Origin of the sequence: Agrobacterium sp. NPDC089420 (assembly GCF_044900305.1) — a bacterium.
Lineage (GTDB): Bacteria > Pseudomonadota > Alphaproteobacteria > Rhizobiales > Rhizobiaceae > Agrobacterium.
The window spans coordinates 58704-83927 of the sequence record NZ_JBJDMY010000012.1 but is presented as its reverse complement, the minus strand read 5'-3'; the positions used below and the strand labels follow the sequence as shown (position 1 = coordinate 83927).

At 60.1% G+C, this 25224-nt stretch carries 23 protein-coding genes; 4 read left to right on the top strand and 19 right to left on the bottom strand.

Translation table 11 applies throughout. The features are described 5' to 3' along the window. Nucleotides 1-6 precede the first annotated feature (6 nt). Entirely contained in the window at nucleotides 7-486 is a 480-nt protein-coding gene (locus tag ACI2KA_RS18400) for a tripartite tricarboxylate transporter TctB family protein (RefSeq protein ID WP_404503897.1), read from the top strand. 38 nt (nucleotides 487-524) lie between these two features. After that, on the top strand, nucleotides 525-2024 hold the full coding sequence (locus ACI2KA_RS18395; protein ID WP_404503896.1) for a tripartite tricarboxylate transporter permease: 1500 nt from the start codon (nucleotides 525-527) through the stop codon (nucleotides 2022-2024). Between the two features lie 89 nt (nucleotides 2025-2113). Here the strand turns inward: ACI2KA_RS18395 and ACI2KA_RS18390 are convergent, their stop codons facing one another. Continuing rightward, a complete protein-coding gene (locus ACI2KA_RS18390) occupies nucleotides 2114-2599 on the bottom strand; it encodes an Lrp/AsnC family transcriptional regulator (RefSeq protein ID WP_404503895.1) in 486 nt (161 codons plus the stop codon). Nucleotides 2600-2760: 161 nt separating this feature from the next. Between ACI2KA_RS18390 and ACI2KA_RS18385 the strand changes: the two genes are divergently transcribed. Further along, nucleotides 2761-3327, top strand: a complete 567-nt coding sequence (locus tag ACI2KA_RS18385; RefSeq protein ID WP_404503894.1) for a DUF296 domain-containing protein — start codon at nucleotides 2761-2763, stop codon at nucleotides 3325-3327. Continuing rightward, entirely contained in the window at nucleotides 3314-3721 is a 408-nt protein-coding gene (locus ACI2KA_RS18380; protein ID WP_404503893.1) for a PPC domain-containing DNA-binding protein, read from the top strand. The genes ACI2KA_RS18385 and ACI2KA_RS18380 overlap by 14 nt, the downstream gene beginning before the upstream one ends. A gap of 56 nt (nucleotides 3722-3777) precedes the next feature. On the opposite strand, the gene ACI2KA_RS18375 is transcribed toward ACI2KA_RS18380, so the two are convergent. The 18 genes from ACI2KA_RS18375 to ACI2KA_RS18290 all read right to left on the bottom strand — a co-directional run bounded on the left by ACI2KA_RS18375 (nucleotide 3778) and on the right by ACI2KA_RS18290 (nucleotide 25217). After that, the gene (locus ACI2KA_RS18375; protein ID WP_404503892.1) at nucleotides 3778-4665 is read right to left on the bottom strand and encodes a PCC domain-containing protein; all 888 of its coding nucleotides are present in this window, start codon (nucleotides 4663-4665) and stop codon (nucleotides 3778-3780) included. Next, nucleotides 4662-5441 (bottom strand): SDR family NAD(P)-dependent oxidoreductase, encoded by a 780-nt coding sequence (locus tag ACI2KA_RS18370; protein ID WP_404503891.1) that lies wholly within the window; start codon nucleotides 5439-5441, stop codon nucleotides 4662-4664. The genes ACI2KA_RS18375 and ACI2KA_RS18370 overlap by 4 nt, the downstream gene beginning before the upstream one ends. Nucleotides 5442-5472: 31 nt before the next feature. After that, nucleotides 5473-7113 (bottom strand): acyl-CoA synthetase, encoded by a 1641-nt coding sequence (locus ACI2KA_RS18365; protein ID WP_404503890.1) that lies wholly within the window; start codon nucleotides 7111-7113, stop codon nucleotides 5473-5475. Next, complete coding sequence (locus ACI2KA_RS18360; protein WP_404503889.1) at nucleotides 7110-8279, bottom strand: acetyl-CoA acetyltransferase; 1170 nt, start codon at nucleotides 8277-8279, stop codon at nucleotides 7110-7112. Before ACI2KA_RS18360 ends, ACI2KA_RS18365 begins: the two co-directional genes overlap by 4 nt. After that, complete coding sequence (locus tag ACI2KA_RS18355; protein WP_404503888.1) at nucleotides 8276-9133, bottom strand: IclR family transcriptional regulator; 858 nt, start codon at nucleotides 9131-9133, stop codon at nucleotides 8276-8278. The genes ACI2KA_RS18360 and ACI2KA_RS18355 overlap by 4 nt, the downstream gene beginning before the upstream one ends. 1 nt (nucleotide 9134) lies before the next feature. Next, nucleotides 9135-9938, bottom strand: coding sequence for an SDR family NAD(P)-dependent oxidoreductase (locus tag ACI2KA_RS18350; RefSeq protein ID WP_404503887.1), 804 nt, complete (start codon nucleotides 9936-9938; stop codon nucleotides 9135-9137). Between the two features lie 76 nt (nucleotides 9939-10014). Then, nucleotides 10015-11025, bottom strand: coding sequence for a TRAP transporter substrate-binding protein (locus tag ACI2KA_RS18345; RefSeq protein ID WP_404503886.1), 1011 nt, complete (start codon nucleotides 11023-11025; stop codon nucleotides 10015-10017). Nucleotides 11026-11090: 65 nt separating this feature from the next. Further along, the gene (locus ACI2KA_RS18340; RefSeq protein ID WP_404503885.1) at nucleotides 11091-12968 is read right to left on the bottom strand and encodes a TRAP transporter large permease subunit; all 1878 of its coding nucleotides are present in this window, start codon (nucleotides 12966-12968) and stop codon (nucleotides 11091-11093) included. 738 nt (nucleotides 12969-13706) lie between these two features. Next, nucleotides 13707-14861: an iron-containing alcohol dehydrogenase gene (locus ACI2KA_RS18335; protein WP_404503884.1), complete on the bottom strand. Its 1155-nt coding sequence runs from the start codon at nucleotides 14859-14861 to the stop codon at nucleotides 13707-13709. Nucleotides 14862-14873: 12 nt separating this feature from the next. Next, nucleotides 14874-16625: a nitrilase-related carbon-nitrogen hydrolase gene (locus ACI2KA_RS18330; protein WP_404503883.1), complete on the bottom strand. Its 1752-nt coding sequence runs from the start codon at nucleotides 16623-16625 to the stop codon at nucleotides 14874-14876. A gap of 26 nt (nucleotides 16626-16651) precedes the next feature. Beyond that, a complete protein-coding gene (urtE, locus tag ACI2KA_RS18325) occupies nucleotides 16652-17347 on the bottom strand; it encodes an urea ABC transporter ATP-binding subunit UrtE (protein WP_404503882.1) in 696 nt (231 codons plus the stop codon). After that, nucleotides 17347-18096 carry an urea ABC transporter ATP-binding protein UrtD gene (gene urtD / locus ACI2KA_RS18320; protein ID WP_404503881.1) on the bottom strand — a complete coding sequence of 250 codons (750 nt, stop codon included), beginning with the start codon at nucleotides 18094-18096 and terminating at the stop codon, nucleotides 17347-17349. Before urtD ends, urtE begins: the two co-directional genes overlap by 1 nt. 1 nt (nucleotide 18097) lies before the next feature. Continuing rightward, nucleotides 18098-19237, bottom strand: a complete 1140-nt coding sequence (gene urtC, locus ACI2KA_RS18315; RefSeq protein ID WP_404503880.1) for an urea ABC transporter permease subunit UrtC — start codon at nucleotides 19235-19237, stop codon at nucleotides 18098-18100. Nucleotide 19238: 1 nt separating this feature from the next. After that, the gene (gene urtB / locus ACI2KA_RS18310; protein ID WP_404503879.1) at nucleotides 19239-20132 is read right to left on the bottom strand and encodes an urea ABC transporter permease subunit UrtB; all 894 of its coding nucleotides are present in this window, start codon (nucleotides 20130-20132) and stop codon (nucleotides 19239-19241) included. Nucleotides 20133-20283: 151 nt separating this feature from the next. Further along, complete coding sequence (locus ACI2KA_RS18305; protein ID WP_404503878.1) at nucleotides 20284-21534, bottom strand: transporter substrate-binding domain-containing protein; 1251 nt, start codon at nucleotides 21532-21534, stop codon at nucleotides 20284-20286. Nucleotides 21535-21785: 251 nt separating this feature from the next. Continuing rightward, nucleotides 21786-22394 carry an ANTAR domain-containing response regulator gene (locus ACI2KA_RS18300; RefSeq protein ID WP_404503877.1) on the bottom strand — a complete coding sequence of 203 codons (609 nt, stop codon included), beginning with the start codon at nucleotides 22392-22394 and terminating at the stop codon, nucleotides 21786-21788. Between the two features lie 12 nt (nucleotides 22395-22406). Beyond that, the gene (locus tag ACI2KA_RS18295; protein WP_404503990.1) at nucleotides 22407-23558 is read right to left on the bottom strand and encodes a transporter substrate-binding domain-containing protein; all 1152 of its coding nucleotides are present in this window, start codon (nucleotides 23556-23558) and stop codon (nucleotides 22407-22409) included. Nucleotides 23559-23984: 426 nt separating this feature from the next. Continuing rightward, on the bottom strand, nucleotides 23985-25217 hold the full coding sequence (locus ACI2KA_RS18290; RefSeq protein ID WP_404503876.1) for a CaiB/BaiF CoA transferase family protein: 1233 nt from the start codon (nucleotides 25215-25217) through the stop codon (nucleotides 23985-23987). Nucleotides 25218-25224 lie beyond the last annotated feature (7 nt).

Here is a 25224-nt window from a genome sequence, read left to right as displayed (position 1 = left end):
CATGCCATGCTGAAGATAAAAAACGGTCGCGACTTCGCCGGCGGCGTGACGATGATTTTTGCCGGCCTGTTATTCATCTGGTTCGGCGGGAATCTCGACGTCGGCACTTCGTTCCGCATGGGGCCGGGCTATTTCCCGGTCATGCTGAGCCTGATCCTGATGGCGCTGGGCGTGCTCATCCTCATCCAGTCGCTGATGGTCGGTGCTGAAGAGGAAGAGGCCGAGATCTGGAACTGGAAGGCCTCCTTTCTGGTGATCCTCGCTCCCGTCGGCTTCGGTCTCGTGCTGGCGGGGCTTGGTCTCGCACCCGCGATGTTCCTGCTCATTGTCGGGGCTTCGGCCGCAAGCCGTTATGCCAACTGGCGTCATTCGATCCTGCTGGGCCTGTTTCTGGCAGGCTGCTCGGCTTTGCTTTTCACGAAGCTCCTGGCGCTTCCCGTCCGAGCCTTCGGGCCATGGATCCCCTTCATCGGTGACCTTTTCTAGGGTTTGCCAGCCAGTCGCGAAACCGGATCGGATTGCTCATGGATATCTTTTCTAACCTCTGGCTGGGTGCGTCGACGGCCTTCCTGCCGATGAACCTGCTTTATGGCTTCATCGGTTGTCTTCTGGGCACTGCGATCGGCGTGCTGCCGGGCCTTGGGCCAACGGCCACGATCGCGATGCTGCTGCCCATCACCTTCGGCTTGCCGCCGGAATCCGCGCTCATCATGCTGGCGGGCATCTTCTACGGGGCGCAATATGGCGGTTCGACAACGGCCATTCTCATCAATCTGCCCGGCGAGAGTTCGTCCGTCGTCACTGTCATCGACGGTTACCAGATGGCTCGCAACGGGCGCGCGGGTGCGGCGCTTGCAACGGCAGCCCTCGGCTCCTTCTTTGCCGGCACGGTGGCGACCATCCTGCTTGCGGTGGCGGCGCCGCCGCTTGCCGCCGTCGCGCTCAACTTCGGACCCGCCGAATATTTCTCGCTGATGGTTCTTGGCCTGGTCGCCTCCGTGGCGCTCGCAAGCGGCTCGCTGCTCAAGGCCTTCGCCATGATTGTCTTCGGCCTGCTGCTGGGTACGGTCGGCACCGATGTCGAAAGCGGTACGCCGCGGTATGTCTTCGATATTCCGGAACTTTATGACGGACTGAATTTCGTTGCCGTCAGCATGGGTATATTCGGCATTTGCGAGATCCTGCGCAATCTGGAAAACGAGCATGAGCGCTCGGTCGGCGTCAAGCGCGTCACGGGACTGATGCTGACGAGGGAAGATTTCCGGCGGATCTGCGCACCGGTCTTGAGGGGCACGGGGCTCGGCTCCCTTCTCGGCGTTTTGCCGGGTGGAGGTGCGATGCTGGCCTCCTTTGCCGCCTATGCGGTGGAGAAACGCGTTTCTCCCAACCGGGCCGAATTCGGCAAAGGCGCCATCGAAGGGGTCGCGGCTCCCGAATCCGCCAACAATGCCGGCGCGCAGACCTCGTTCATTCCCATGCTTACCCTCGGCATTCCCGGAAATCCGGTCATGGCGCTGATGGTCGGTGCCATGATAATCCAGGGGATCACCCCAGGCCCGAACGTGATTTCCGACGAACCGCGCCTGTTCTGGGGCATGATCGTCTCCATGTGGTCGGGCAATCTCATGCTCGTCATTCTCAACCTGCCGCTGATCGGCCTCTGGGTGCGGATGCTCACCGTGCCGTATCATCTTTTGTTTCCGGCGATCATCGGCTTCTGCTGCATCGGCGCCTACAGCATCAACAACAGTGTTTTTGATGTCTTCGTCATGGCAGGATTCAGCATTGTCGGTTTTGCACTGAGCAAGATGCGGTTCGAACCGGCGCCGTTGCTGCTCGGTTTCATTCTCGGGCCGATGCTGGAGGAAAACCTGCGCCGTGCGATGCTGATCAGCCAGGGGGATCCCATGATCTTTCTGCGCAGCCCGCTCAGCTTCTCGCTGCTGATATTTGCCGTGGCCGTACTGGCGCTGGTGCTGTCACCGAGCATCAGCCGCAAACGTGAGGAAGCTTTCACCGAATAATTGGGTGGCGCATCCGGCTTTCACGAATGTTTCCCTGGCGTAACGGCCTGCACATCGCGGAAGATTGAAAATCGACGGGCGCAGGCAAATCAACCGGACGGAGGCTCGGCATCGGGGACGACCGACAGTGTGTGCTTGAGACATTTAAGTGCGAAACAGGAACGGGAATGACGTACGCCCTCGATCTTGTAGAGTTTGCGGCGCAGAAACTGCTCGTAACCTTTCGTTCCTGCCACCGCCACCTTGATGAGATAATCATACTCGCCGGTGGTCAGATAGGCTTCCAGCACCTCCGGAAGAGCGGCCATGGCTGCGCCGAAACGTTCCAGGACCTCATCGTCGTGGCGCTCCAGCATCACCTCGATGATCACCGTTTCGGTCAGCCCCAGATGGGCCTGATCGATAATGGCCGTGTAACCGCGAATAACCCCTTCGTCTTCCATCCGCTTGGTGCGCTGCCAGCAAGGGCTGGGTGACAACCCCACCTTTTCCGACAGTTCCGTATTGCTCAGCCTGCCGTTCTCCAGCAGCGCCCGCAATATTTTACGGTCAATTCTGTCCAGCGGCTTCGTCATGCCGATCTCCCCGAAACAGGCTGCAAAAAAATCTGCCGCCCATGGGGCCGCTTGCGAAAGAAGTGTTTTCCGGCGCGTATTTTCACAATGTCATTCGAAAGCACCTTCGGCCGGTCTTCGAATACCGTACTGCAAACGACAGGCAGCAGGGAGGAGCAGTCATGGCACCGGTACAGCAACAGCATTTTCCAAGGCCGCGCATGCTGATACATCCCGGTATCTCCTCGCCGGTGCGGATCAACAGCCGGCGCTCGCCATCTGCGCGTCATGTACGGTTGTTCCTTGCACCGGGCTGCAGCCTTTTCGACGGCATCGTGCGGCCACTCTTCGAAGATGGTATCGAAAACGCGTCTCTGACCATTCTCGGTGGTTATTTCGACATATTGTGCTATTGCGTGGCTCCGCCCGATCCCTCCGGCAGGGCGGTCATTGCCTATACGAAACCCATCGATGCCGGAGCGGCCTGGCTGATCTTCGGCAATGCCACTCTCGGGCGCAGCATGAAGGGCGCGCCGATCGTTCATTGCCACGCCGCCATGCGCACCGTGACGGGTATGGTCAGGGGCGGCCATTTGCTGACCGAATCCTGCATTGTCGGTGACGGCGGCATTTCCGCACTGGTGACCTCGCTCGACAGTTTCGTGCTGCAACAGTCTTTCGATCCCGAGACCAATATTCCTCTTCTTCAACCAGAGAACCGCACGGAGCGCGCCGATGGACACGCATGATATTGTCGAATCCGGCTCCATGGGCCGTGTGGCCTATGCCCGTATCGGGCCGAATGAGGACCTGGTGCTCGGCGTCGAGAAACTGTGCCTCGCCGAAGGTTTCCGCAACGCTTTCGTGCGTGGCGCGCTGGGCAGCCTGGTCGATGCATGCCTCGGCACCCGCAGCGGCGAGTTCGTTCAAATTCGCGGTCCGGCAGTGGAAATCGTCTCCCTTGCCGGTGAAGTGCGCGCCCAGCCCGATGGTTCGTTGCGCGCCGCGCTCACCGGTGTCGTCGCCGATACCGAAGGCGCTGTTTACGGCGGCCCCTTCGTTGCAGGGGTCAATCCCGTGTGCATGACCTTCGAAGTGACGCTGGAAGAATGGTTGCCGGCGCAGAAGCCGCAGGTAGCCTGAGGTATGATAGGAGCGGCCATTGGCCTGCGCCGCGCCGCCATCGACCCCGGCGCAGCTCATGCGGCGGCCTCTCTTTCGGTCAGGAGCAGTTCGAAGGTGACGCAAACCGGGTTTCGGCCGCGCACCAGCCGTCCGCCGCTGATATTTGCGGTGAGATCGACCATTGCGATATCCAGCGCCGCTTTTCGACCGCCCGTGACGGTACTGACGCGACCGCTGCGGATGAGGATTTCGCTGGCATAGGCGGCAAGGGTCGTTCCGTCCTCATAGTCCGCACCGATCAGGCTGCCTATGCCATTGATCTCGGCCTCCCGCAGGCCGAATTTCGCGGCGACGGCTTCAAGCGCCGTGCAGATATCGGTATTGGGCCGCACGGTGCATAACAACGCCTTCAGGCCGGCACTTCTGCGGTGGCGCGGTTGCACGATGGGCGTGAAGAGAGGGAAATTCGTTTCCTCATCCTTTTGCACATCGAGGATCGCACCATCCAGCGCCAGCGCCTCCAGCGACGTTTCCCCGGCAAATTCGGCCTCGAAGGGCAGCAGATGGCCCATGGATAAAATGCCGTCAGCGCTTTTCCACGCGCCGTGGCAGTGCAGAAAGGGCTCGCCGCCGCGGCGCCCCATATGCAGGCCGGCATCGATGATCGTACCGCCCGGCATGGAGAAGGTTTCGCTATACCAGGCAGCGTGGCTGTCATCGGGGGCGGCTGCGGGCATGACATATTGCAATCGCTGCATCGGTACGTTTTTCAGCCTGACATAACCGCCATCGAAACCCTGCTCCGCAAAGGCGTCGGCAATGGCAGCGTTGACGCACACGCCTGGCCTGACCGTCAGCGTGACGGGATGGGCGTGGCAGCCGACCACACGAAAGCGTTCGCGCGTTATCGGTCCTGGATGAACGATGCGGCGGGGCAGCTCTTGCGTGCCTGTTTCCGTCATACCGCAAGCCCTGCGGTAATGAAGCCGCCATCCACGGCCAGCACCTGCCCGTTGATGTAGCTCGCGTCGTCCGATACGAGGAAAGCCACGGCGGAGGCGATCTCTTCCGTCCTGCCATAGCGGTGCATGGGAACGCGGCTATGCCACTGGTTGCGAACATTCTCCGTATGAACCGCCTGGGTCAGCGGTGTATCGACCGGGCCGGGAGCGATCGCATTGACGCGAATGCCGGATTGTCCCAGCTCGTTTGCCATTACCATCGTCAGAAGATTGACGCCGCCCTTTGAAGCACCATAGGCGCTGCGGCCACGATTGCCGCACATGCCGGAGACAGAGCTGATATTGACGATGGAGCCGGAAATCTCGTGCTCCAGCCAGTAACGCGCGGCGGCGCGGGCCACCGCGAAGCTGCCGACCAGATTGACGTCGACGATACGGCGGAACTCTTCCACGCTGGTATCGACGGAAAGCTTGTCGATGCCGATGCCCGCGCTGTTGACCACCGCCACCAGATTGACGGCATGACCGATGTCACCAGCCGTCAGGGCGTTGAAAGCCTGTTCTATCGACGCTTCATCCGCCACGTTGCAGACGATGCCGCGTGACGGGTCCATGCCGAGTTTTTCGCAGGCCGCATCCAGCGCGTCGCGCTTGAGATCCAGCAACCATGGCTCCCAGCCGCGCGCCATCAAGAGCCGCGCCGTGGAAAAACCGATGCCGGATGCGCCGCCGGTGATCGCGACACCGCCTTTTGTCCCTGCCGTCTGCTGTGTCATTGCCTCTCCTCCCGATTGGATGTCGTACCCGTCAGCCGGTCCGTTTTTCTTCGAAGGCGGGCATCTGGCCGCGTCTCTCCAGCTCCTCGCGGATCATTTTCTTGGTGATCTTGCCATAGGCGGATTTCGGCATGGCATCCCAGAACACCACCGTTTTCGGCAGCTTGTAGCGAGCCATCTTGCCCTCGAGATAGGCCTTGAGGTCGATGCCGGCGATATCTGCGCCCTCGCGCGCCACGCAGACGGCGACGCCGACCTCGCCCCACACCGCATCCGGCACACCCAGAACCGCCGTCTCGCTGATATCCGGGTGCATGAGGATCTTCTCTTCGATCTCGCGCGGATAGATGTTGGAGCCGCCGGAAATATACATGTCGGAGGCGCGGCCGGTGATGTAGACGAAGCCGTTGTCATCGCGGTGGCCAAGATCGCCGGTGCGGAACCAGCCGTTGCGGAAGGCTTTGGCATTGGCCTCGGGATTGTCGTAATAGCCGGCAAAAACGGCGGGACCGATGACGCAGATCTCGCCGGTTTCACCGGCTCCAACCTCCTCGCCCGCTTCGTTCTGAATTTGCACTTCCATGCCGGTGCGGTCGAAACCGCAGGTGCCGACCCGTGCCGCCGGGCCATCTTCGGTGCTGTGGAAGGAAGGCGGCAGCACGGTAATATTGCCGGTGACTTCGCCGAGGCCGAAATATTGCACCAGCACCGGGCCGAGCTTTGAGAGCGCCCGTTTCTGATCGGCCCGATACATCGGCGCGCCGGCATAGATGACGTAACGCAGGGAAGAGTGGTCGAAACGATCAACCGAGGCGTCTTCGATCAGCATTTTCAGGATGGTCGGCACGGTAAAGGCATTGGTGACGCGCCATTTCTCGATCAGCGCCCAGACGGCCGGAACATCGAGTTTTTCCGCTGCCGGAAGTACCGTTTTCGCCCCATGCGCCACCTGCACCAGCTGGTGAATGCCCGCCCCGTGCGAAAGCGGCGCAACGACGATGGAGGCGTCGCCCGGTCCGGTGCCGGGCATCAGATCGCAGAGATGGTTGGTGATGACAAAGGCCATCTGGCCATGCGTCAACACTGCGGCCTTGGGCCGGCCGGTGGTGCCTGACGTGAAAAAGAACCAGCAGGGATCGTCCCGATCCACCGCCCGGCTTTTGACCTTCTGACCGAGGTGACGGGCCACGATGGCATCATAATCCTCGCCGAACGCGGCGGGGCCTATGGCAATGGTGAAATCGATCGTGGTCGCTTCCCGGCTTGCCTTCGCATGCTCTGGAAAAGCGCTGGCGCAGATCATGCCGCGCGCGCCGCTGGCCTTTGCCAGATAGGCCACTTCATCGGGCGACTGGCGGTAATTGGTTGGCACCCACACTGCGCCCACGCGGAAGCAGGCGAACATGGATTCGAACATCTGGTTGTTGTTGGACGACTGCACCAGAATGCGGTCACCCTTCTGCACGCCGAATTCGGTGATCAGCGCCTGCGCCATGGCGTCGACGCGGGCGTCCATTTCCGCCCAGCTCCATGTCCTGTCGCCCCAGACGAAACCCGTATCGGCCGGGTTGCGGCGCGCGGCCTGGGTCAGAAAATGCGAGAGGTTCATCACCCGTGTGGTGGAAGGCACAACACCGCCCGGGGGGTGCTGCGCGGCGTCTTGCATCGTCATTTCACGCGCTCCATGATCGAGACGTAATTGGCGACCGCCGTGCCGCCCATGTTGAAGACGCCGGCAAGCGCGGCGCCGGGGATCTGCATGTCGCCCGCCTCGTCCATCAATTGCATTGCGGCCATGACATGCATCGAGACACCCGTTGCCCCGACCGGGTGCCCCTTGGATTTCAGGCCGCCGGATGGGTTGATCGGCAGGCGGCCGGTTTTCAGCGCCGTCCCTTCGCGCACCACCCTGTGGCCTTCCCCCGGCTTCGCCAGCCCCATTGCCTCATATTCGATGAGTTCGGCGATGGTGAAACAATCATGGGTTTCAACGAAGGAGAGATCGTTGAGGGTCGCGCCGGCGAGTTCCAGCGAGCCGGCCCAGGCGCGGCGCGCGCCTTCAAATGCCAGCGGATCGCGGCGGCTCAATGCCAGAATGTCATTGACATGCTTGCGGCCCCTGAAGCCGATGGCGCGGTTGAGTGTGGCTGCCGTTTCCTCGTCGGCTAGAATGATCGCGGCGGCCCCGTCGGAGATCAGCGAGCAGTCGGTACGGCGCAGGGGGCCTGCGACATAGGGATTTTTCTCCGATACCGTATTGCAGAAATCGAGGCCGAAATCCTTGCGCATATGGGCATAGGGATTGACCGCGCCATTGGCGTGGTTCTTGGCGGCAATCATCGCCAGCTCTTCTGAGCGGTCGCCATAACGCTGGAAATAGGCCTCAGCGATACGTCCGAACTGGCCGGCAAAGCCGCCGGAAATATCGGCCTCCTCCGCGCGGTAGCAGGCGGAGAGCAGGATTTCACCGACTTCAGCAGTCGGCAGCGCCGTCATTTTTTCCGCGCCGACAACGAGCGCGATGCGTCCACGCCCGGCCTCGATGAAATCCATGGCACTGTAAAGGGCGGCCGACCCCGTGGAGCAGGCATTCTCGAAGCGCACGGCGGGCGTATAGGCCAGGCGCTCATCGCCCATGGCCACGAGTGCGCCCTGAAAATCCTGCTTCGAGAAACCGTTATTCATCACGCCAACGAAAATGCCGTCAATATCGCCGATATCGACGCCCGCATGGTCTATGGCCGGCGTCACGACCGAAGCCATCAGCTGCTCGGTATTTTCAAGGGCCGATTTGCCGAAAGGCGAATGCGCCCAGCCGACGATCTGCGCTTTGCTCATTTGCTCGTTCTCCTTGTTTGCCGTTTGGTGTCGCCGTCGCCGCGCGTGCGGGCACGGCTGGCCATCATCTCCGCAATGCGCGTTTCGATGCGGGTCACTTCCTCGCGCAGCAGCACCGCCAGTTCCGGCTGGCGTTCCGGCCGCATGCGGCTATCGACGGCGGCGATGCTCAGCGCTCCCGCCACCGCGCCCTCCGGTGTGCGGATGGCAACGCCGATACCCCAGGAATTCGAAAGGATCAGGCCGGGGTTGAGTGAATAACCATTGGTTCTCGTCAGTTCTACATCGCGGCGCAGCCCGTCCAGCGTGATGCCGGGATAGTTCGCGGCAATCAGCCCGCTATTGGCGGCGATGATACTTTCCACCTCGGCATCGGGCAGGGCGGCCAGCATGGCGAGCGACCCCGCGCCAATACCGAGCGGATGCTCGAAACCGGCCTGGAGCGCGTGGGTGCGCACCGGCCAGGTGCCTTCTTCGCGATAAAGGCAGAGCGCGAATGTATCGCGGCGCACGGACAGGAAGCTCGAATCCTCGGTGCGGCGGGAAATGCGCGTCAGCCCGTCCTGGGCCATTTGAAGAAGGCCGAAACGGCGAGACGACAGGCTGCCCAGAACATAGGCTTCCTCGCCGAGATAATAACGCCGTGTTTCCTCGTCCTGCTCGACAAGGCCGGCGCGGATCAGCGCCAGCAACAGGCGGCGGGCCGTGGGTTTGTTGAGCCCGCTTTCGGTGACGATGACGGAAAGCGATACGCCGCGCTCGGCGTGTCTTCCCACCATGGACAGCAGCGCCAGCGCCCGGTCTACCGCACGCGCGCCTGTCAGATCATTCTCTACCGGAATTGCCGTCGCCATATCAGGAAAACGCCCCCACCGCGCAACTTTGCCCGCCATCCACCGGCAAACAGACGCCGGTGATGAACTTCGCCTCATCGGATGCCAGAAATGCGGCGGCGCGGGCGATATCGAAGGCATCGCCCATGCGGCCCACCGGAACGGCGGCATTACGCGCCGCAACCATGTCCTCGACGGAGGCATATTGGTTGCTGATCTGCCTGTAGATCAGCGGCGTGTCGATCATGCCGGGCAAAATGCAATTGGCGCGAATGCCCTGCCGGGCATATTGCATGGCCAGAGCCACGGTCGCCTGGTTGACGGCGGCTTTCATGGCGTAATAGGCAAAATAGGGATAACCGGTCCAGCGGATGGAGGCGAGCGAGGAGATATTGACGATTGCTCCGCCGCCCTGCGCCAGCATTACCGGCAACACGGCCTTGGCAGTGCGATAAACCGAGCCGATATTGAGATCGACGGAGGCGCGAAAGCGTTCTTCATCCAGCTCGACCGGCCCGCCTATATGGGTCACGCCGACATTGTTGTGCAGGATATCGATACCGCCAAAGGCCTCGAGGGTGCGGGCAACGGTGGCCGATACGGACTGTAGCTCGGTGACATCGGCTGTGACAGCAATTGCCTCGAACCCTTCGCCGCGAATGATCTGCGCCGTCTCGTCAGCCGCGTCAGCGGAGAGATCGACACAGGCCACACGCGCGCCTTCGCGGGCAAATTGCACGGCCGCAGCCTTGCCATTGCCGAAACCCGGACCCGATGATCCTGCGCCAAACACAAGCGCGCGTTTTCCCGTCAGGCGACCTGTCAAAACAGTCTCCATTGCAATCGTCAGACATAATCGGGTTGGCCTCGCTGAAGGCGAGGCCAATTATTCAGCGGATCGATCAGGTCAGGCTGGCGCCGACGGCCTTTTCGAGAATGGCCCAGGCCTCATCTCCGTATTTGCCCTTCCACTCGGAATAGAAGCCCGCCTCCTTCAGCGCGGCCCGGAAGAGTGTCGCGTCGGTTTCATTAAAGGTCATGCCCTTGCCGATCAGGTCTTCCTTCACCGAGGCGTTCAATTTCGCCACGTCGGCGCGTTCATCCTTGCCGGACTGGTTGAGGTTCTTCGCCACAATGGCGCGCAGATCGTCCGGCAGACGCTCCCAGGCGCGTTTGTTGGCCAGGAACCAGAAGCCATCCCACATGTGGTTTGTGACCGAGCAGAATTTCTGCACTTCGAACAGCTTGGCGGTGGAAATGATTGCCAGCGGATTTTCCTGGCCGTCAACCACACCGGTTTGCAGCGCGGTGTAGACTTCGGCGAAATTGATCGACGCAGGAGCCGACTTGAAGGCCTTGAACATCGAGGTCCAGAGCGGGCTCACCGGCACGCGGATCTTGAAGCTTTCGAGATCGGCCGGCGTGGCGATGGGCTTGGACGCGCTGGTGATCTGGCGGAAGCCGTTATCCCAGATGGTGTCCATGGCAACGAGATTCTGCTTGGCGATTTCGCCGCGCACATATTTGCCGAGATCGCCGTCCATGGCGGCCCAGACGGAATCGTAGTTCGGGAAAGCGAAGCCGATGCCGCTGATGGAAGCGTTCGGCACCAGCGTCGACAGGATCAACGGCGAAAGCGTGAAGAATTCAACGCCGCCTGAGCGCACCTGGCTCAGCACGTCCGTATCGGCGCCCAGCTGGCTGCTGGGGAAGATGCTGATGTTCACCTGGCCATCGGTTTCCTTGGCGATACGGTCTGCGGCCTCCTTGGCGCGGATGTTCATGGGGTGCGCGGCAGGCAGATTGTTGGCATATTTATAGTTGAACTGGGCAGCGCGGGCGCGTGACACAAAGGCGGTGGCCAGAACGGCCGAACCGGCGCCGGCGAGCATGGTACGTCTGTTGATATTCATTGCTTTCTCCTCCCAAAATAAAGCATGTGTCCTTCCTCGGCATTGCGGCCGCCCCGCCAGAGGCCTCAGAGCAGAATTGTCGAGAAACCCGGAATTGCGGCAATCAGCAGCAGGCCGATGACCATTGCCGCGAGGTAAGGCCAGATGGCGCCCATGGCCTCGTCGGGCGAAACATTGCCGATCTTGCAGGCGATATAAAAGCCGATGCCGATGGGCGGGGCCATCAGGCCGATATTCATGGCCACCACCACGACCATCGAATAATGGATGTCGTTGATGCCAAGCGTGCGGGCAATCGGGAACATGATCGGCGCGAGCAGGACGATCGCCGGCAGACCTTCCAGCACGCAGCCGAGGATCATGAAAATCAGGATCGATACGACCATATAGGTCATCCAGCCGCCCGGCAGATCGGTGATCATCGCGGTGAGCTGGAAAGCAAAGCCGCTCTGCGTCAGGCCCCAGGCCATGGCCGAGGCGCAGCCAAGGATCAGCAGGATGGCGCCGGAAAGGGCTGCCGTCTCCACCAGCATGGCATAAAGCTTCTTGAGGCTGATGCCGCCATAAAGCACTGCGCCGATGATCATGGCATAAAGCACGGCGATGGTGGAAACCTCGGTTGCCGTCGCAACGCCGCCGCCCACCAGGCTGCGGATGAGGAAGGGCAGAACCAGCGCCGGGGCTGCCAGCAGGGCCGCCTTGCCGACCAGCGGCCATGGCGTGCGTTTTGCCCCTTCCATGTTTTCGTGCCGCGCCTTCCAGCGGGCCAGCACGGCCAGCACCAGCAGCAGCACCATGGCAATCATGAAGCCGGAGGTGAACAGGCCGGCAATCGATACGCCGGCGGCTGAGCCGAGCACGATGAGCACGATCGATGGCGGAACCGTATCGGCCATGGCCGCACCGGTGGCCAGAAGCGCGATCATTTCCTTGGGCTTGTGGCCGCGACGCTTCATTTCCGGAAACAGCGCCGGTGCGACGGTCGCCATATCCGAAACCTTGGAGCCGGAGATGCCCGAGACGAGGAACAGTGAGCCGAGCAGCACATAGGACATGCCGGCGCGGATATGGCCGAACATCGAGGACAGCAATTCGACAATCGCCTTGCCCATGCCGGTGGCATCGAGCACGCAGCCGAGCAGCACGAAAACCGGCACGGACAGCAAAATGATGCCCGACATGCCCTCATCCATGCGCCCGATCATCACGATGGTCGGAACCCAGGTGGTGAAGGTCAGGTAGGCGAGGGTTCCGAGGCCAAAGCAGAAGGCGATCGGTACGCCCACCACCAGAAACACCGCCACGAACAGGCCGAGGAAGATCGCCAGGTTGAAATTGCCGAAGGTTTCGAGCGTCGGCGACGCCAGATAAAGCAGGCCGGAAGCGACCGCGACGGTGACAAGCGCCACGATGATATCGCGCAGTCTTTCCCTGCGGAAAAGATTGTTGAGGACCAGCAGCAGCATAAGACAGGCGCCAAACGGCAGAGCCGCGGCGCGGAAGGTCATCGGAATATTCAGCGCAGCCGATGTGACCACCCATTCCTCGATGGCATATTCCATGGCGGGCTGAATGATCGCCGCCAGAAATGTCGCCACGAGCACCAGGGCCAGCGAATTGATATAACCCCGAAAACGCTGCGGAAACATGGTGAGAAACAGCGTCAGGCGCAGGTGTTCGCTGCGGTCGATGGCAATGGCTGCACCCAGCATCGCAAACCACAGGAAGCACAACGACGCCGCTTCATCGATCCAGACAATAGGCAGATGCAGGGCATAGCGCGATGTCACGCCCAGCAGAAGCAGGCCGATCATCGCCGCCAACAGCGCGGCTGCCACTGCCTCAATCGGCCGCATGAACCAGGAGCCTGTTGCCGGCTCCGTGTGCAGCATCTCGCCGTCGAGTACAAAGACGTCGTCACTTGTGCTTGCGGTCATGGTCATTGGGCCTCCTCTCCCGCAGAACAACCTTCGCAATGGATGGTGGCTAGCAAAACAGGGCGCCTGTGCCGCGACCGCGACATCAGGGTACATCTGCTGTTGCCAGACTGGCCAGACCCCTCCAAAAGTCTGAAAGTATCGGTGTATTGCCTCCACAATATGGACCGTTACAAAACCATATATTCGGGATACACAGGAAAATTGACAAAATCAACAGTAAATAAATGGGTTTGTTTAGTTTATTCGTCTTTCATTAAGGTCCATATAGTGGATCATACTTGGTAATGTCTGTATCCGCCGGCAATGATCATGGTGCAAAGGACGTGACGAAAGTGCCCGAGAAACATGGAACTGCGCGCCGCACGACAGGCCATCACGCCCGCTGTCAGGCATTGACGGCACACAGCGCCGGGACCTGTCGGTGACGCGATTGGCGCCTGTCGCCGCCATCGAGATGTAATGCAGATCGTGTCGGTTCGTCTGGACGCGGTTGCAATGGCTTCCGAAGCACCTGTCCCGTGGCTGTAGGCGCCTTGCGGTCGCACATACCGCCACCGAAGCCTTTCGCGGAGATCGCTCCCGGCTTGGTGGCGGATGCGGGGCGTCTCATGGCCGCCGCGCGTTTTTTCAGTGCTGTGATCGGCAAGCAGACGGAGGGTCGCAGGGCCTGTCGCCAGCCTATCGCCTGTTTTCGACGATGCCTTATATGAAGCAGGAAGACACGGTGGCGCTGGCTGTCGTTTACCAGGCGTCTTCGTAGATTCTTTCGGCGTCCGACAGCGACATCGTGCGCGGGTTGTTGACCAGCAGGCGGGTCTGTTCCATCGCATTTTCCGCGAGTAGAGAAAGCCCGTTTTGGGGAATCCCGACATCTCGCAGCCGTACTGGCAGGTTCAGGCGCACGGGCATCGATGCCAGTCCATCGAGAAAGCCGGAAAGCCGTTCAGCCCGGTCGGCAGGCTCGAGGTGAGGAAAGAGGCGCGGCGCCAATTCCGCGTAAGCATCGCCACATACCGCCGCGTTGAAGCGCAACACATGCGGCAGGACAAGGCTGTTGGAAAGACCGTGTGGAACGTGATAGCGTCCGCCGATCGGATAGGCGAGAGCATGAACGGCGGCGACCGGCGAATTGGCGAAGGCCTGGCCGGCCAGCATAGCACCGAGCAGCATCGCCTGCCGGGCGATGAGGTCGGTTCCGTTCTCAACGGCGACCTCGATATTCGCTCCGAGCAACCGGAGAGCTTCCTTGGCAAGCGCACGGGAAACCGGATTATTGTTTGCACTTGCGGATGTGAATGACTCGATGGCGTGAACCATTGCGTCGATCCCCGTTGCCGCCGTCACCGCCGGGGGAAGGCCGATTGTCAAGTTCGCGTCGAGAAGGGCCGCATCGGGCAGCAGAACCGGCGATACCACGCCCTTTTTCTGGTACGCATCCGTGGTAACGATGGAAATCGGCGTCACTTCCGATCCGGTGCCTGCCGTTGTCGGCACGAGCACCAACGGCAGACGTTCCCCCTTCACATTGCCGATCCCGTAGATGTCGGCGAGTGTTTCACGGCTTTTGGCCACAAGGGCTACGAGCTTGGCGACATCAAGCGACGAGCCGCCGCCGATGCCCAGTACACCGGTCGCGCCGAACGCGATTGCCTGGGCCACAGCCTCGTAAATGACGGTTTCCGGCGGGTCAGCGACAACGCCGGTGAAGATTGACGTTTCAGCGCCAGCTTCCGCAAGGCTGGCAAGGGCCGGCTGAACCAGCCCCGCCCGAAAGACGCCATCGTCCGAGATCACCAGGATACGCGGCCCGAGCCTGACCTTCAGCTCCGAAAGCCTAGCGATGCAGCCGGGACCTGCAATGATCTGCGGGACGGTTGCGAATGTGAATGTGGACATCTTGTCGGTCTCTCACTGATGCCATTTGACGAGAGGCTGATAGTGATGCGGCTGGCGCATGACGACAAGATCCTTTCTGCGGACGATGTTCGTCGGATAAGGGGTGTCGAGATTGGTGGTATCGACGGTTGCGGTCGCAATCCCGACTTCGTCCAAGATTGCCGATTCCTGGCGGGGAAAGGCGAAGGAATCCGGCCCGAAAACCGCGCTTTTTCCCTGATATCCGTGATCTTCATCCAGCACATTGGCGAAAGCGAAATAGACGTTGTTTTCACCGCCGCGCACGCGCAACGCATGCCAGTGGAAGGGATCTGCGCCCTTCGGGATCGGATAGTTGTGCGGGATTTTTGTGCCCGCATGGCCGCCGGTGAAAGTGCCGGCGATCGCCGACGGGCAGGCGACCAGATCGCATCCCATGAGCGAGAGCGAGCGGATGGCTTCCGGATAAAGCGCATCGTGGCCAATCGCCAGGCCCACCCGGCCGATGGCGAGATCGTATATTTTCCATTCGTCGCCGGCCGTCGCCCAACTGTCGGCAATGCCGAGATGCGTCTTGCGGTAACTGCCCACAAGTCCCTCGGGTCCTGCAAGGACCGCGCTGTTATAGACCTTGTCTCCGTCCGCCTCGGCAAATCCGGCAACCAGATAAAAGCCGAGCTTCATTGCCAGACGAACGAAAGCGGATACCGTCGGGCCTGAGAGCGGCTCTGCCCGGGTCTGGGGAGCTTCCAGTCCTGTCAGCGACAATTCGGGAAAAACCAGAATATCGGGCGCTGTCGCCGCCTTGGCTTCGGTCGCCAGTCTGGTGATGTGGGCAATATTATCTGCGATAATGGACGATGGGGAGAACTGGGCAACGGCGGCGCGTGATGTGCGTCCGCGTGGGATGGGCTGGTAGCCATAAAGACGGAAATAGTCGCCCGGATTCCAGGTGAAACTGTTGGTCATCATGTTCATGTAGAGTTCGGGCCGACGGGATTCGAAGACGGGTTCGCACAAAACCTGACGGCGGCGGGCACGGGCAAGGTCGATTGTGCCATAGGCAATCCCGTCGCCAGTATCGATTGACGCGGCAACCGTTCCGTCGGGTTCGATCAGGCAGCTTCCCCCAGAAAACTGCACGGTTCTCTCCAGTCCCCACCGGTTGCTTTCGATGACATAGCAGGCGTTTTCGAAGGCGCGGTTGATCCAATAGGGAGCGGGCGTGCGCTCCTGCAGCCAGTTGGAGATGTGGCAGATGATATCGGCGCCGGCCAGGGCCTCCAGCCGGGCCGTTTCGAAAAAGTGCAGATCCATGCAGACCAGCATGGAAATCCGGCCGATCTCCGTTTCGAATACCTCGTGCACGATGTCGCCATTGGCGGCCCATTTCGGCTCGGCTATATAGGGATGCGACTTGCGATGCCGGCCGACGACACCATCGGGACCGATGAGAACGGCCGTATTGTAATAAAGGTCGCTCGCCGGGTCGACTTCCGGCATGCCGACGACGATATAGCAGCGGTGTTTGCTGGCAATGGCCTGGAAAACATCGGTGGTCGGCCCGGGGATCGCCTCGACGAAAGGCTTCACCTCGGCCCTGTCAAACCAGCAATAGCCTGTCGTGCCCATTTCCGGCGTGACGATCAGGCGCGCACCTGCCGCTGCCGCTTCCTCGCAAAGGGCTGCAAGTCTCGCGATGTTGCGTGCCTTTTCGAACATGGTCGGCTCGAACTGGATGGCGGCGGCGGTGTAGCTTTGTGTCGATGTCATCGTTGTCCTCATTTTCTTCACTAAGGTTACCGTCCGTTTCAGACAGCCATATGCCGGTGAACAAGCGCGTCGGAGAGCGTGTCGATAGCGCCCGCCGCAACGACGGCGCCTTTCTCCAGCATGGCGAACTGGTGAGACGCATGCCGCGCAAATGCGACGTTTTGCTCGACGAGAACGATCGTCATGCCGATCTCGCGGTTGAGCCGGATGATGATCTTTTCGATCTCCTCGACGATCGAGGGCTGGATGCCTTCGTTGGGTTCATCGAGAAGCAACACTTTCGGATCTGCCGCCAGCGCGCGTGCGATGGCGAGCTGCTGTTGCTGGCCGCCCGAAAGCACGCCCCCCGGCCGATCAAGGTTGGCCATCAGATATGGAAAGAGCTCCGGCACCAGCGCCGGAATTTCGCGTTTGCGATCGGCACGCGCAAAGGCGCCCATCAGGATGTTTTCGCGGATGGTAAAATCGGGAATGATCTCCCTGCCCTGGGGAACATAGGCAATACCGGCCTGCGCTCGCAGATGTGTCGGGGAGGACGAGATGTCTTTTCCCTGCAGGGACATCTCGCCCGTCATGCGGTCGGTCAGCGCCATCAAGGTTTTTAACAGGGTTGTCTTGCCGGTGCCGTTGCGGCCGAGAATGCTCGTTACCTTGCCGGTCGGAACATCGAGCGTGACGCCGTGCAAGATATGGCTGCGACCGTAATAGCTGTGCACGTTTTTTAATGTCAGCATCAGGATATTCCTTTCGAACCGAGATAGGCCTCGCGGACTTTTGGATTGCGCTCGATATCTTCAACGCTTCCCTCTGCCAGAACTTCTCCGAGGTGGAGAACCGTGATGCACTCGGCGATCTCGCGGATGAATCCCATGTCGTGTTCGACGACGAGGATCGTATGACGACCTTTAAGGTTGTTGATGATCTCCGCGGTCTTGCGGGTTTCGGCCTCAGTCATGCCGGCCGTCGGTTCGTCGAGCAGAACCACTTTGGGGTCCTGCACGATGAGCATTCCAAGTTCCAGCCATTGTGTCTGGCCATGGCTGAGATAGGCGGCCATCATGTCCTGTTCGGCCTCGAGGCCCGTGAGCGCCAGGACGTCGTCCACGCGGTTCGCCTCGGCATGCGAAAAGCCGAAACGGAGATTTGCAAACACCGAAGGGTTCCTGCAATTGGCAACCTCCAGGTTCTGACGAACGGTCAGGTCACGAAAGACGCTCGGAATCTGGAACTTCCGCCCAATTCCGGCGCGCGCTATCCTGTGTTCGGGCCAGTTGGTGATGTCGGTGTCGTAGACGAAGACCTTGCCCTGCGTACTGTGGGTCTTGCCGCTGACGAGATCCATCAGGGTCGTCTTGCCGGCGCCGTTGGCGCCCAGCAACACGCGCAATTCGCCATCGCGCACAGTGAGGCTGACATTGTTGACGGCTCTGAAGCCGCCGAAATCGACGCTGAGACCATCGATGGTCAATGCGATTGCACTCATGTCACAATGCCTCGCTTTGTTGCTGCAATGATGAAGACGCCACACCCGGTTTGAGCCGGCGGACAAGCTGCCGCAGCACATCATGCGCGACGCCGCCGAGGCCACGCGGCATGAACAGGACGACGAGCACGAAGATAAGGCCGATAATCGCTTTCCACGCTTCGACAAGCGCTTCGGTCTCGCTGACCCCGGCCTCGATCATGTTGATCAGGATCGCCCCGATACAAGCGCCGAGCAGGGAGGAGCGGCCGCCGACGGCGGCCCAGACGACCATCGTCACCGAGAAGGACAGATCCATGAATGTCGGCGAGGCGAATTCCGCGACGACCACGTACAGCATACCGGCGACACCGGCGATACCCGCCGAAATGACAAAGAAGAACACCTGGTAGAGGGAGACGTCGAAACCGAGATAACGGGCGCGTACCTGGTCATCCCGGATTGCCTGCAGGATCAGGCCGGCGCGGGTTTCGACGACAAGGCGGGCGCCGATGAGGGTGAGGGACAGGCATGTGGCGCATAGGTAATAGGTTGCCCGGCTGTAGGGATCGAACTCGATTCCGCCGATCGTCAGCCAGCCAAGATCGGTCAGGCCGTTGAAGCCGTTGGTCAACGGTTGCGCGTCGACCATGACGAGGCGGACGAGCAGAACAAGCGCCAGCGTGATGATCGAGACGAACACGCCGGCAATGCGCTTGCGGAAAACCAGCATGCCGAGGGCGCCGGCAATCGTCACGGGAAGCAGGATGCCGAGCACGAGACCCACCGACTGGCTTTGAAAGGGAAGCCAGAGGAACGAGCCCTTGTTGATACAGCAAAGTTCCGTCGGGGCGCCGGGCTCGGCATTCCAAAGCATGAAGTCCGGGACCGGCGTATCCGAGCCCTGCTGGAGGCTGGTGGCGCTCGACAGCTTCAGCGACATGGCGAGCATGTAGGCGCCGAGACCGAAAAACAGTCCCTGGCCGAGATTGAGAATGCCGGCATATCCCCATGTCAGCGCAATGGCGACCCCGAGCATGCCATAGACAAGATATTTCGAAATGCGGTTCAGCCAGAATTCGTCGCCGAAAATGGGCGCCGCAAAAAGCAGCGCTATGAAAATGACGTAGGCGGCGATCTGGAATTTTCGTTCGATGCTCATGTCAGCGCCCCTTGAACGAGAACAGCCCGCTGGGCTTGACGAGAATGACGAGGATGACGACCCCGAAAACGACGGCGCGTGCGAGGATGTCGTTCGTGCCGATGGCCACCAGCGCGTTGATTTCACCCAGAAGCCCCGAAGACAGGATTGTGCCGAAAAGGCTGCCGACCCCGCCTGTGACCACGACCATGAAGCCGTCAACGACCATCGTCGTGCCCATATCTGGGAAAACGGTTTTGAAGCCGGACATCATGACGCCGGCGACGCCGGCAAGACCAGAACCGAAGGCGAAAGTCACGGCGTTGACACGTTTCACGTCGATGCCGCAGGCCGCAGCCATTTTCGGGTTGCGGATGATGGCGCGCACCTGCATGCCCGCCGTCGTCCGGTAAAGAATGAACCACGTCGCCAGCGTCAGCGCGGCGGTGACCGCGATGGTGAAGGTGCGGTAAGCGTTGATGTCCGCGCCGGCAAGCCTGAACGTGCCTTGCAGATACGAAGGCACCGCGACGTTTTGCAATCCGGCACCAAGGCCTTCAATATGAATGCCGAAAAAGGAGAGGCCGAATTCGAGCCGCACGGCCTGCTGCAGCAGGATGGCGATGCCCCACGTGGCGAGAAGCGTGTCCAGCAGGCGGCCGTAAAGGCGGCGCACGACCAGTCGTTCGATCATCAGGCCGAGCAATGCTGTCATGATGAAAGCGAGCGGTATTGCGAGCAGAAGGCTTGTTTTGAGCCAGATGCCCGAGAGGACGGCGACATAGGCGCCGATCATGACCATTTCGCCGTGGGCCATGTTGATGACGCCCATGGCGCCGTAGGTGATGGCAAGGCCGAGTGCCACCAGAAGAAGGATCGAGCCGAGACTGAGGCCGATGAAGAGAATGTCGAGCATAACGCCACCGTTCATGAGAAGGGCGGGCTGGATTTTTCGCGCTCCTTGCCAGTCCCGAAAGCGGATTGGCGCCGAGAGAGGGAAAATGCAGATCCGCCTTGCCGAGACATGGTCCCGCCATGCATGGATGGCGGGACGACGCGGGGAGGGGTCAGCCCTTTAGCTTTGCTGCGTCAAGACCGTTGCCGGTGCAGAACAGATTGCTTTCCGTCTCACCATAGGCCGAATAAGGCAGCGGCTTTATCGGTGCCGGATAGGCGTTGACGACCTTGCTCTGTCCGTCCGGCTGCCATTGCCCGATGCGTGGCGTCAGCCAGCAATGCAGGTTATCCGGATCGGTGGTCACCTTGCCGCCGGGTGCGTCATAGGTCTGACCACGAATGCCGGCCCGGATCGCATCCGCTGACAGATCGCCGGATTTCTCGACCGCCTGCTTCCACAGAAATACCTGGAAATAGGCGGCCTCGAGCGAATGGTATGTCACCGCTTTCGGATCGTTGACGAACGTCCTGAAACGATCGATGAAGCTCTTGTTGGCAGGTGTTTCGATCGACATGAAATACGGGAACGAGGTGTAGCTGCCTGCCGCATATTCGGCGCCCATGGCCGCGATCTCGATCTCGGATGTGACCGTTGCGCAGATCGGGATAACCTCCTGCGAGAGGCCCTGGTTCTTGAACTCGCGGTAAAAGGCGATGATGGAGTCGCCGACCACGTTGGAAAGAACGACGTCCGCGCCGGATTCCTTGATCTTGCTGACCATTACCGCCCATTCAGAATGGCCAAGTTCCAGATATTCGTCCGCGACCCATTCCGCGCCGGCTGCCTCGATCAGTTTCTTGGAAACCTTGGCCATCTCGCGCGGATAGACGTAGTTCGAACCAACGATGAAGAATTTCTTCTTGCCCAGTTTCTCGACGATCCAGGGAATGTAGTTGGAGAGCTGCTGGTTAGGAACGGCGCCCGAATAGACGACGTTGCGGGAGCATTCGAAACCTTCATAATGGGTCTGATAGAACAGCATCGCACCGCGTCGCTCGAAGATTGGCAGCACGGCCTTGCGGCTGGCAGATGTGTGGCAGCCGAATACGGTGGCAATCTTGTCCTTGAGGATCAGCTTCGACGCTTTCTCGCTGAAGATTTTGGGATCTGAAGCGCCGTCTTCAACGACGACCTCGACCTGGCGGCCGAGAACGCCGCCGGCGGCGTTGATTTCAGCCACGGCCATCATGACACCGTTGGCCAGAAGTTTCTCGGCGACAGAAAGGCCGCCCGTCTGTGAATAAAGCGCGCCGACCTTTATGGTGTCGGCTGCAAATGCGCGGCCGCCCATAACCGGCAGGGTGAGCGCGGCGGAAGCGGTGGCTGCGGTTTTCAGAAATTCACGTCTGTTAAACACCATCTTGGTTCCCCTTTTTTTGATTGGTGCACGCGACGGCACTTCCCGGCCAGGAGGCGAGGTTGTCGTGCCGAAAAAAATGATTGAAAGGCTGACGTCACTGTCAGCAGACAACAAAAAACCCGCGAGGCCTGTCAAAGCCTGCGGGCGCCTTTGCCATCACCGCATCACGGCTGTACCGCGTGCAACAGCGACACATGGCTTCGCAAAACGAAGGGATGTGCCGGAGGTGTTTCTTTGAAACACATGAAAAACTAATCATGTTTTTGGGACGGGCGCAAGAGCTGTTCGGCGTTGATAATCGAATTGGCGATTTCATCGATTGGCACGCGCCGGGCCATCGCCTGCTCACGCATTTCGCGATATGCCTCGTTCTCGCTGGTGCCGCGATTGGCCATCAGAATGGCTTTCGCTCGGGCCAGCTTCTGGTCTCCCAGCACCTTGCGTTTGTATTTGCGTGCTTCCTTGACGAGCTTCTGACGCTCCAGCCAGAGATTGCGGGCGATGGCGAGGTTGGTCAGCAGACCGAATGGCTTGATCGGTCTTTCGACAATGGCGAGCGCGCCGCTTTCGAGAACGATCTGCAATGTCGAGGGGTTTTCGTAGCCGACGATGGCAAGCATGGTCGGCGCAGGGTTGGGAAAACACTTCAACAGGCGTTCGATTTCCGGCCGCGCCTCATCTTCCATGGCAAGGAAGACGACATCCGTGCCGTGGGGCAGTTCGGCCGGTACCGGCCAGAGGCAATTGACCGTACAACCGATACGACGCAGATGATCAACGAGAAACTCTCCTTCGGATGTCCGGGGGTGGATGACCAGAACCTTAAGATCCCGCAAATCTCGGAGAAGGGCGAAAGACATCGTCGCTCCTTCTCAGACCTGGACGCGATTTTGAAAGGTCTGCGTCAGGTCCGGGCGATATTCACGCATGAACGGATCTGGCGCCACCCGCAGCGACGGGTCGTAGACGATGTCGTAGCTCCCCTGCGCATTCACCTTTGCCACTCTTGGCCATAGATGCGTGTGGTTCGTCAGCCGGTCTATTTTTACCGCGCCCTGCGGAGCATCGTATTCGACATCATAAAGAGCCGGCAGAAGCTGGTCGAAACCATCGCCGCCGGCGCGCTGCAAAGCTGCCGCATAGAGGTAGACCTGGAAATAGGCGGCTTCGGCTGGAGCTGTTGGCAGCATCCGCGAACCGTACCGCTTTTGGTAGGCTGAAACGAAGCCGCGAGCACGGGGCGTATCCAGAGAGGCGAAGAAAGGAGCTGCGGTGATATGTCCCTCGGCCACCTCCGGCCGCATGCGTATCACGTCGGCCTCGCTTGTCGACTGGCTTGCAATCGGTGTCGTTGCTGCTTGAAAACCCGCCTCCTTGAACGCCGTATAAAAAGGGATGATACCGTCGCCGACGATCGTGGAATAGATGACATCCGGCTGTGCCGCGCGAATGTGCCGGATGATCTTGGAGACGTCCTCCGTTTTAAGGTTCAGCGGAACATACATCTCGTCCAGAACCTGTCCGCCTACCTGAAGAAAGAGGTCACTGATCGTTCGGTTGGATTCGTAAGGATAAACATAGTTCGAACCCACAAGGAAGACCCGCTTTCCATAATGGGTGGTGAGGAAATCGACCAATTGGACGGAGTTCTGGTTGGGAGCTGCGCCGGTATAGATGCAGTTCCGGGAGTATTCGAATCCCTCGTACAGCGTCGGGTAGAACAGCAATGCATTCCGGGCCTCGATAACGGGCAAAACGGCTTTGCGGGTGCTCGACATATGGCAACCGAAAACGACCCGGACACGGTCTTCGTCACAAAGCCTGACCGCAAGTTCCTTATAGAGGCTGGGGGTCGATTGCGGATCATAGGCGATGGGCTCTATCTCTCGACCGAGTACGCCGCCGGCTGCGTTGATTTCATCGATCGCCAGCAGGCTCGCCGCCCTCTGGGTTTGTTCCACGGCTCCAGTCACGCCCGTTTCGGAGAACAGCACGCCGACCCGCCAGCTTTCTGAATTCATCATCGCCACCAAAAAATAAAAAAGCTCCCGCCCGTTTCCGGTCGAGAGCTACCCTGCCCATGGAATATACGCGCCCCATTTGGGAGCCGTCACCTAATAGTGTCAGTTTCTTTGTCCGGTGACAATAGCGCAACGAGCGATCCTATCAACAGACTGACGACGCACGGAAGAATGGATTTCGCAGCAGGAACCGGCAAGTCACGGCGATGATTGCGCTTGGTTCAGGCAACCTTAGCGATGCGCCTGAGCTGAAAAGCAGACACCTTTGAACTCACCACCTCTCGGCGAGCGAAAGCCGCGGCGCCGTCGGTTGCCTTTGACTGGTCTTGGGTGTTCGGCAGGTGACGGCACAGCGCCACCTGCCGAGACCACCGCCCGAGGGGGCGATCTCGACGCTTTAGGATCGGACCTCGGACAGGGGCGGGTATTTCAGCGCGCGAGCACGAGTTTTTCGGTTTTCGTGTTCCAGAGATCGTCACCTTCGCTTGCACCGTTTATTGCGCCGATCTCGAGGAGCCTATCGATCTCGTCTTCGGGATAGCCGGACTGTCGCAGAAGCGTAACCGTGTGCTCCCCGAGAAGCGGCGGCGACATTTCACGACCTTCGTTGGAACTCGCAGCCGATACTGGAAAATCCGGCGCGTCAAACATGAAGGATGCAAATGACAGGTTGGTATATTTCGGTGGATTTCGGGCCTGCTGCGCGTCAAGCACCTTGTCACCCGAGAGTACCTCGGTGAAACCCACGCCCGCCGCTGCCAAGGCCGTGCTCAGTGCCGAATAGGACGAGCCCCTGACGGCTTGCGAAACGATATCTTCTACGACAGGCCTGTGCTTTCGCCGCTGCCGCAGCGAGGCCAATTCGGGATCGAGGCTCAGCCCGGCAGCGAGGCAGAACTTCCGCCAATGTTCGTCTGTCAGCATCACGAGATAGATCCATCGGCCGTCGGAGGTCTCATATGCCCCGTATCCAGGCATGCTGAATTCGGGAGACGGCTCCTGTTCCGGCTTCCCGGTGATTTGCGACTTGAGTTGGACACCGACGAGTTCCCTGGCCGCGATATGCAGCCCCGTTTCGTAGAGGCCCAGTTCGATGTTCCTGCGCTCCGGCGATGCGTCGGGGTCGAGCAGGGCGGACAGAACGCCGATGACTGCATAACAGCCGGCAAACTGGTCATGATATGATGGTCCCAGCCGCGACGGCTTCCCCGCCGATCGGTTGTTGAACATGACGCCCGTGGCAGCTTCCGCTATGGGGTTCGACGCGATTTCTTCAGATTGCGGCCCGGGTCCATAACCTTTGATGTGGCAAAAGACGATCCCCGGCCTGATCGCCTCACAATCCTCGAAGGTTACCTTCATCTTGCGGGCGGCGCCGGGAGAGAGATTGTGCAGGACGATATCCGCTGACGCAACGAGGTCACGGAAAACAAGCGCACCGTCCTTTGTCTGCAAGTTCAGACAAATGCTGTTCTTTCCTCGATTGTAGGCAATGTAAGTGCCACTCGGGCCACCCCGTACCAACTTGCGTGTTGTCTCTCCGCCCGGGGGCTCGATTTTTATAACTCTGGCTCCCAGTTGCTGCAGAATATGCGTGGCGAAGGGTGCTGCGATCATGCTCCCCAGCTCAAGCACGGTTCTCCCTGCCAATACGCCTTTCATCCATCCC

Excerpts from the sequence above, each read along its gene's own strand:
- ACI2KA_RS18370 (WP_404503891.1), bottom strand. The coding sequence starts at position 5,441 with ATGACACAGCAGACGGCAGGGACAAAAGGCGGTGTCGCGATCACCGGC.
- ACI2KA_RS18335 (WP_404503884.1), bottom strand. The coding sequence starts at position 14,861 with ATGTCCACATTCACATTCGCAACCGTCCCGCAGATCATTGCAGGTCCC.
- urtE (WP_404503882.1), bottom strand. The coding sequence starts at position 17,347 with ATGCTGACATTAAAAAACGTGCACAGCTATTACGGTCGCAGCCATATC.
- ACI2KA_RS18340 (WP_404503885.1), bottom strand. The coding sequence starts at position 12,968 with ATGACCATGACCGCAAGCACAAGTGACGACGTCTTTGTACTCGACGGC.
- ACI2KA_RS18375 (WP_404503892.1), bottom strand. The coding sequence starts at position 4,665 with ATGACGGAAACAGGCACGCAAGAGCTGCCCCGCCGCATCGTTCATCCA.
- ACI2KA_RS18305 (WP_404503878.1), bottom strand. The coding sequence starts at position 21,534 with ATGGTGTTTAACAGACGTGAATTTCTGAAAACCGCAGCCACCGCTTCC.
- ACI2KA_RS18330 (WP_404503883.1), bottom strand. The coding sequence starts at position 16,625 with ATGAGGACAACGATGACATCGACACAAAGCTACACCGCCGCCGCCATC.
- ACI2KA_RS18290 (WP_404503876.1), bottom strand. The coding sequence starts at position 25,217 with ATGAAAGGCGTATTGGCAGGGAGAACCGTGCTTGAGCTGGGGAGCATG.
- ACI2KA_RS18395 (WP_404503896.1), top strand. The coding sequence starts at position 525 with ATGGATATCTTTTCTAACCTCTGGCTGGGTGCGTCGACGGCCTTCCTG.
- ACI2KA_RS18390 (WP_404503895.1), bottom strand. The coding sequence starts at position 2,599 with ATGACGAAGCCGCTGGACAGAATTGACCGTAAAATATTGCGGGCGCTG.
- urtB (WP_404503879.1), bottom strand. The coding sequence starts at position 20,132 with ATGCTCGACATTCTCTTCATCGGCCTCAGTCTCGGCTCGATCCTTCTT.
- ACI2KA_RS18345 (WP_404503886.1), bottom strand. The coding sequence starts at position 11,025 with ATGAATATCAACAGACGTACCATGCTCGCCGGCGCCGGTTCGGCCGTT.
- ACI2KA_RS18295 (WP_404503990.1), bottom strand. The coding sequence starts at position 23,558 with ATGATGAATTCAGAAAGCTGGCGGGTCGGCGTGCTGTTCTCCGAAACG.
- ACI2KA_RS18385 (WP_404503894.1), top strand. The coding sequence starts at position 2,761 with ATGGCACCGGTACAGCAACAGCATTTTCCAAGGCCGCGCATGCTGATA.
- urtD (WP_404503881.1), bottom strand. The coding sequence starts at position 18,096 with ATGAGTGCAATCGCATTGACCATCGATGGTCTCAGCGTCGATTTCGGC.
- ACI2KA_RS18360 (WP_404503889.1), bottom strand. The coding sequence starts at position 8,279 with ATGAGCAAAGCGCAGATCGTCGGCTGGGCGCATTCGCCTTTCGGCAAA.
- ACI2KA_RS18300 (WP_404503877.1), bottom strand. The coding sequence starts at position 22,394 with ATGTCTTTCGCCCTTCTCCGAGATTTGCGGGATCTTAAGGTTCTGGTC.
- ACI2KA_RS18380 (WP_404503893.1), top strand. The coding sequence starts at position 3,314 with ATGGACACGCATGATATTGTCGAATCCGGCTCCATGGGCCGTGTGGCC.
- ACI2KA_RS18400 (WP_404503897.1), top strand. The coding sequence starts at position 7 with ATGCTGAAGATAAAAAACGGTCGCGACTTCGCCGGCGGCGTGACGATG.
- ACI2KA_RS18365 (WP_404503890.1), bottom strand. The coding sequence starts at position 7,113 with ATGACGATGCAAGACGCCGCGCAGCACCCCCCGGGCGGTGTTGTGCCT.
- urtC (WP_404503880.1), bottom strand. The coding sequence starts at position 19,237 with ATGAGCATCGAACGAAAATTCCAGATCGCCGCCTACGTCATTTTCATA.
- ACI2KA_RS18355 (WP_404503888.1), bottom strand. The coding sequence starts at position 9,133 with ATGGCGACGGCAATTCCGGTAGAGAATGATCTGACAGGCGCGCGTGCG.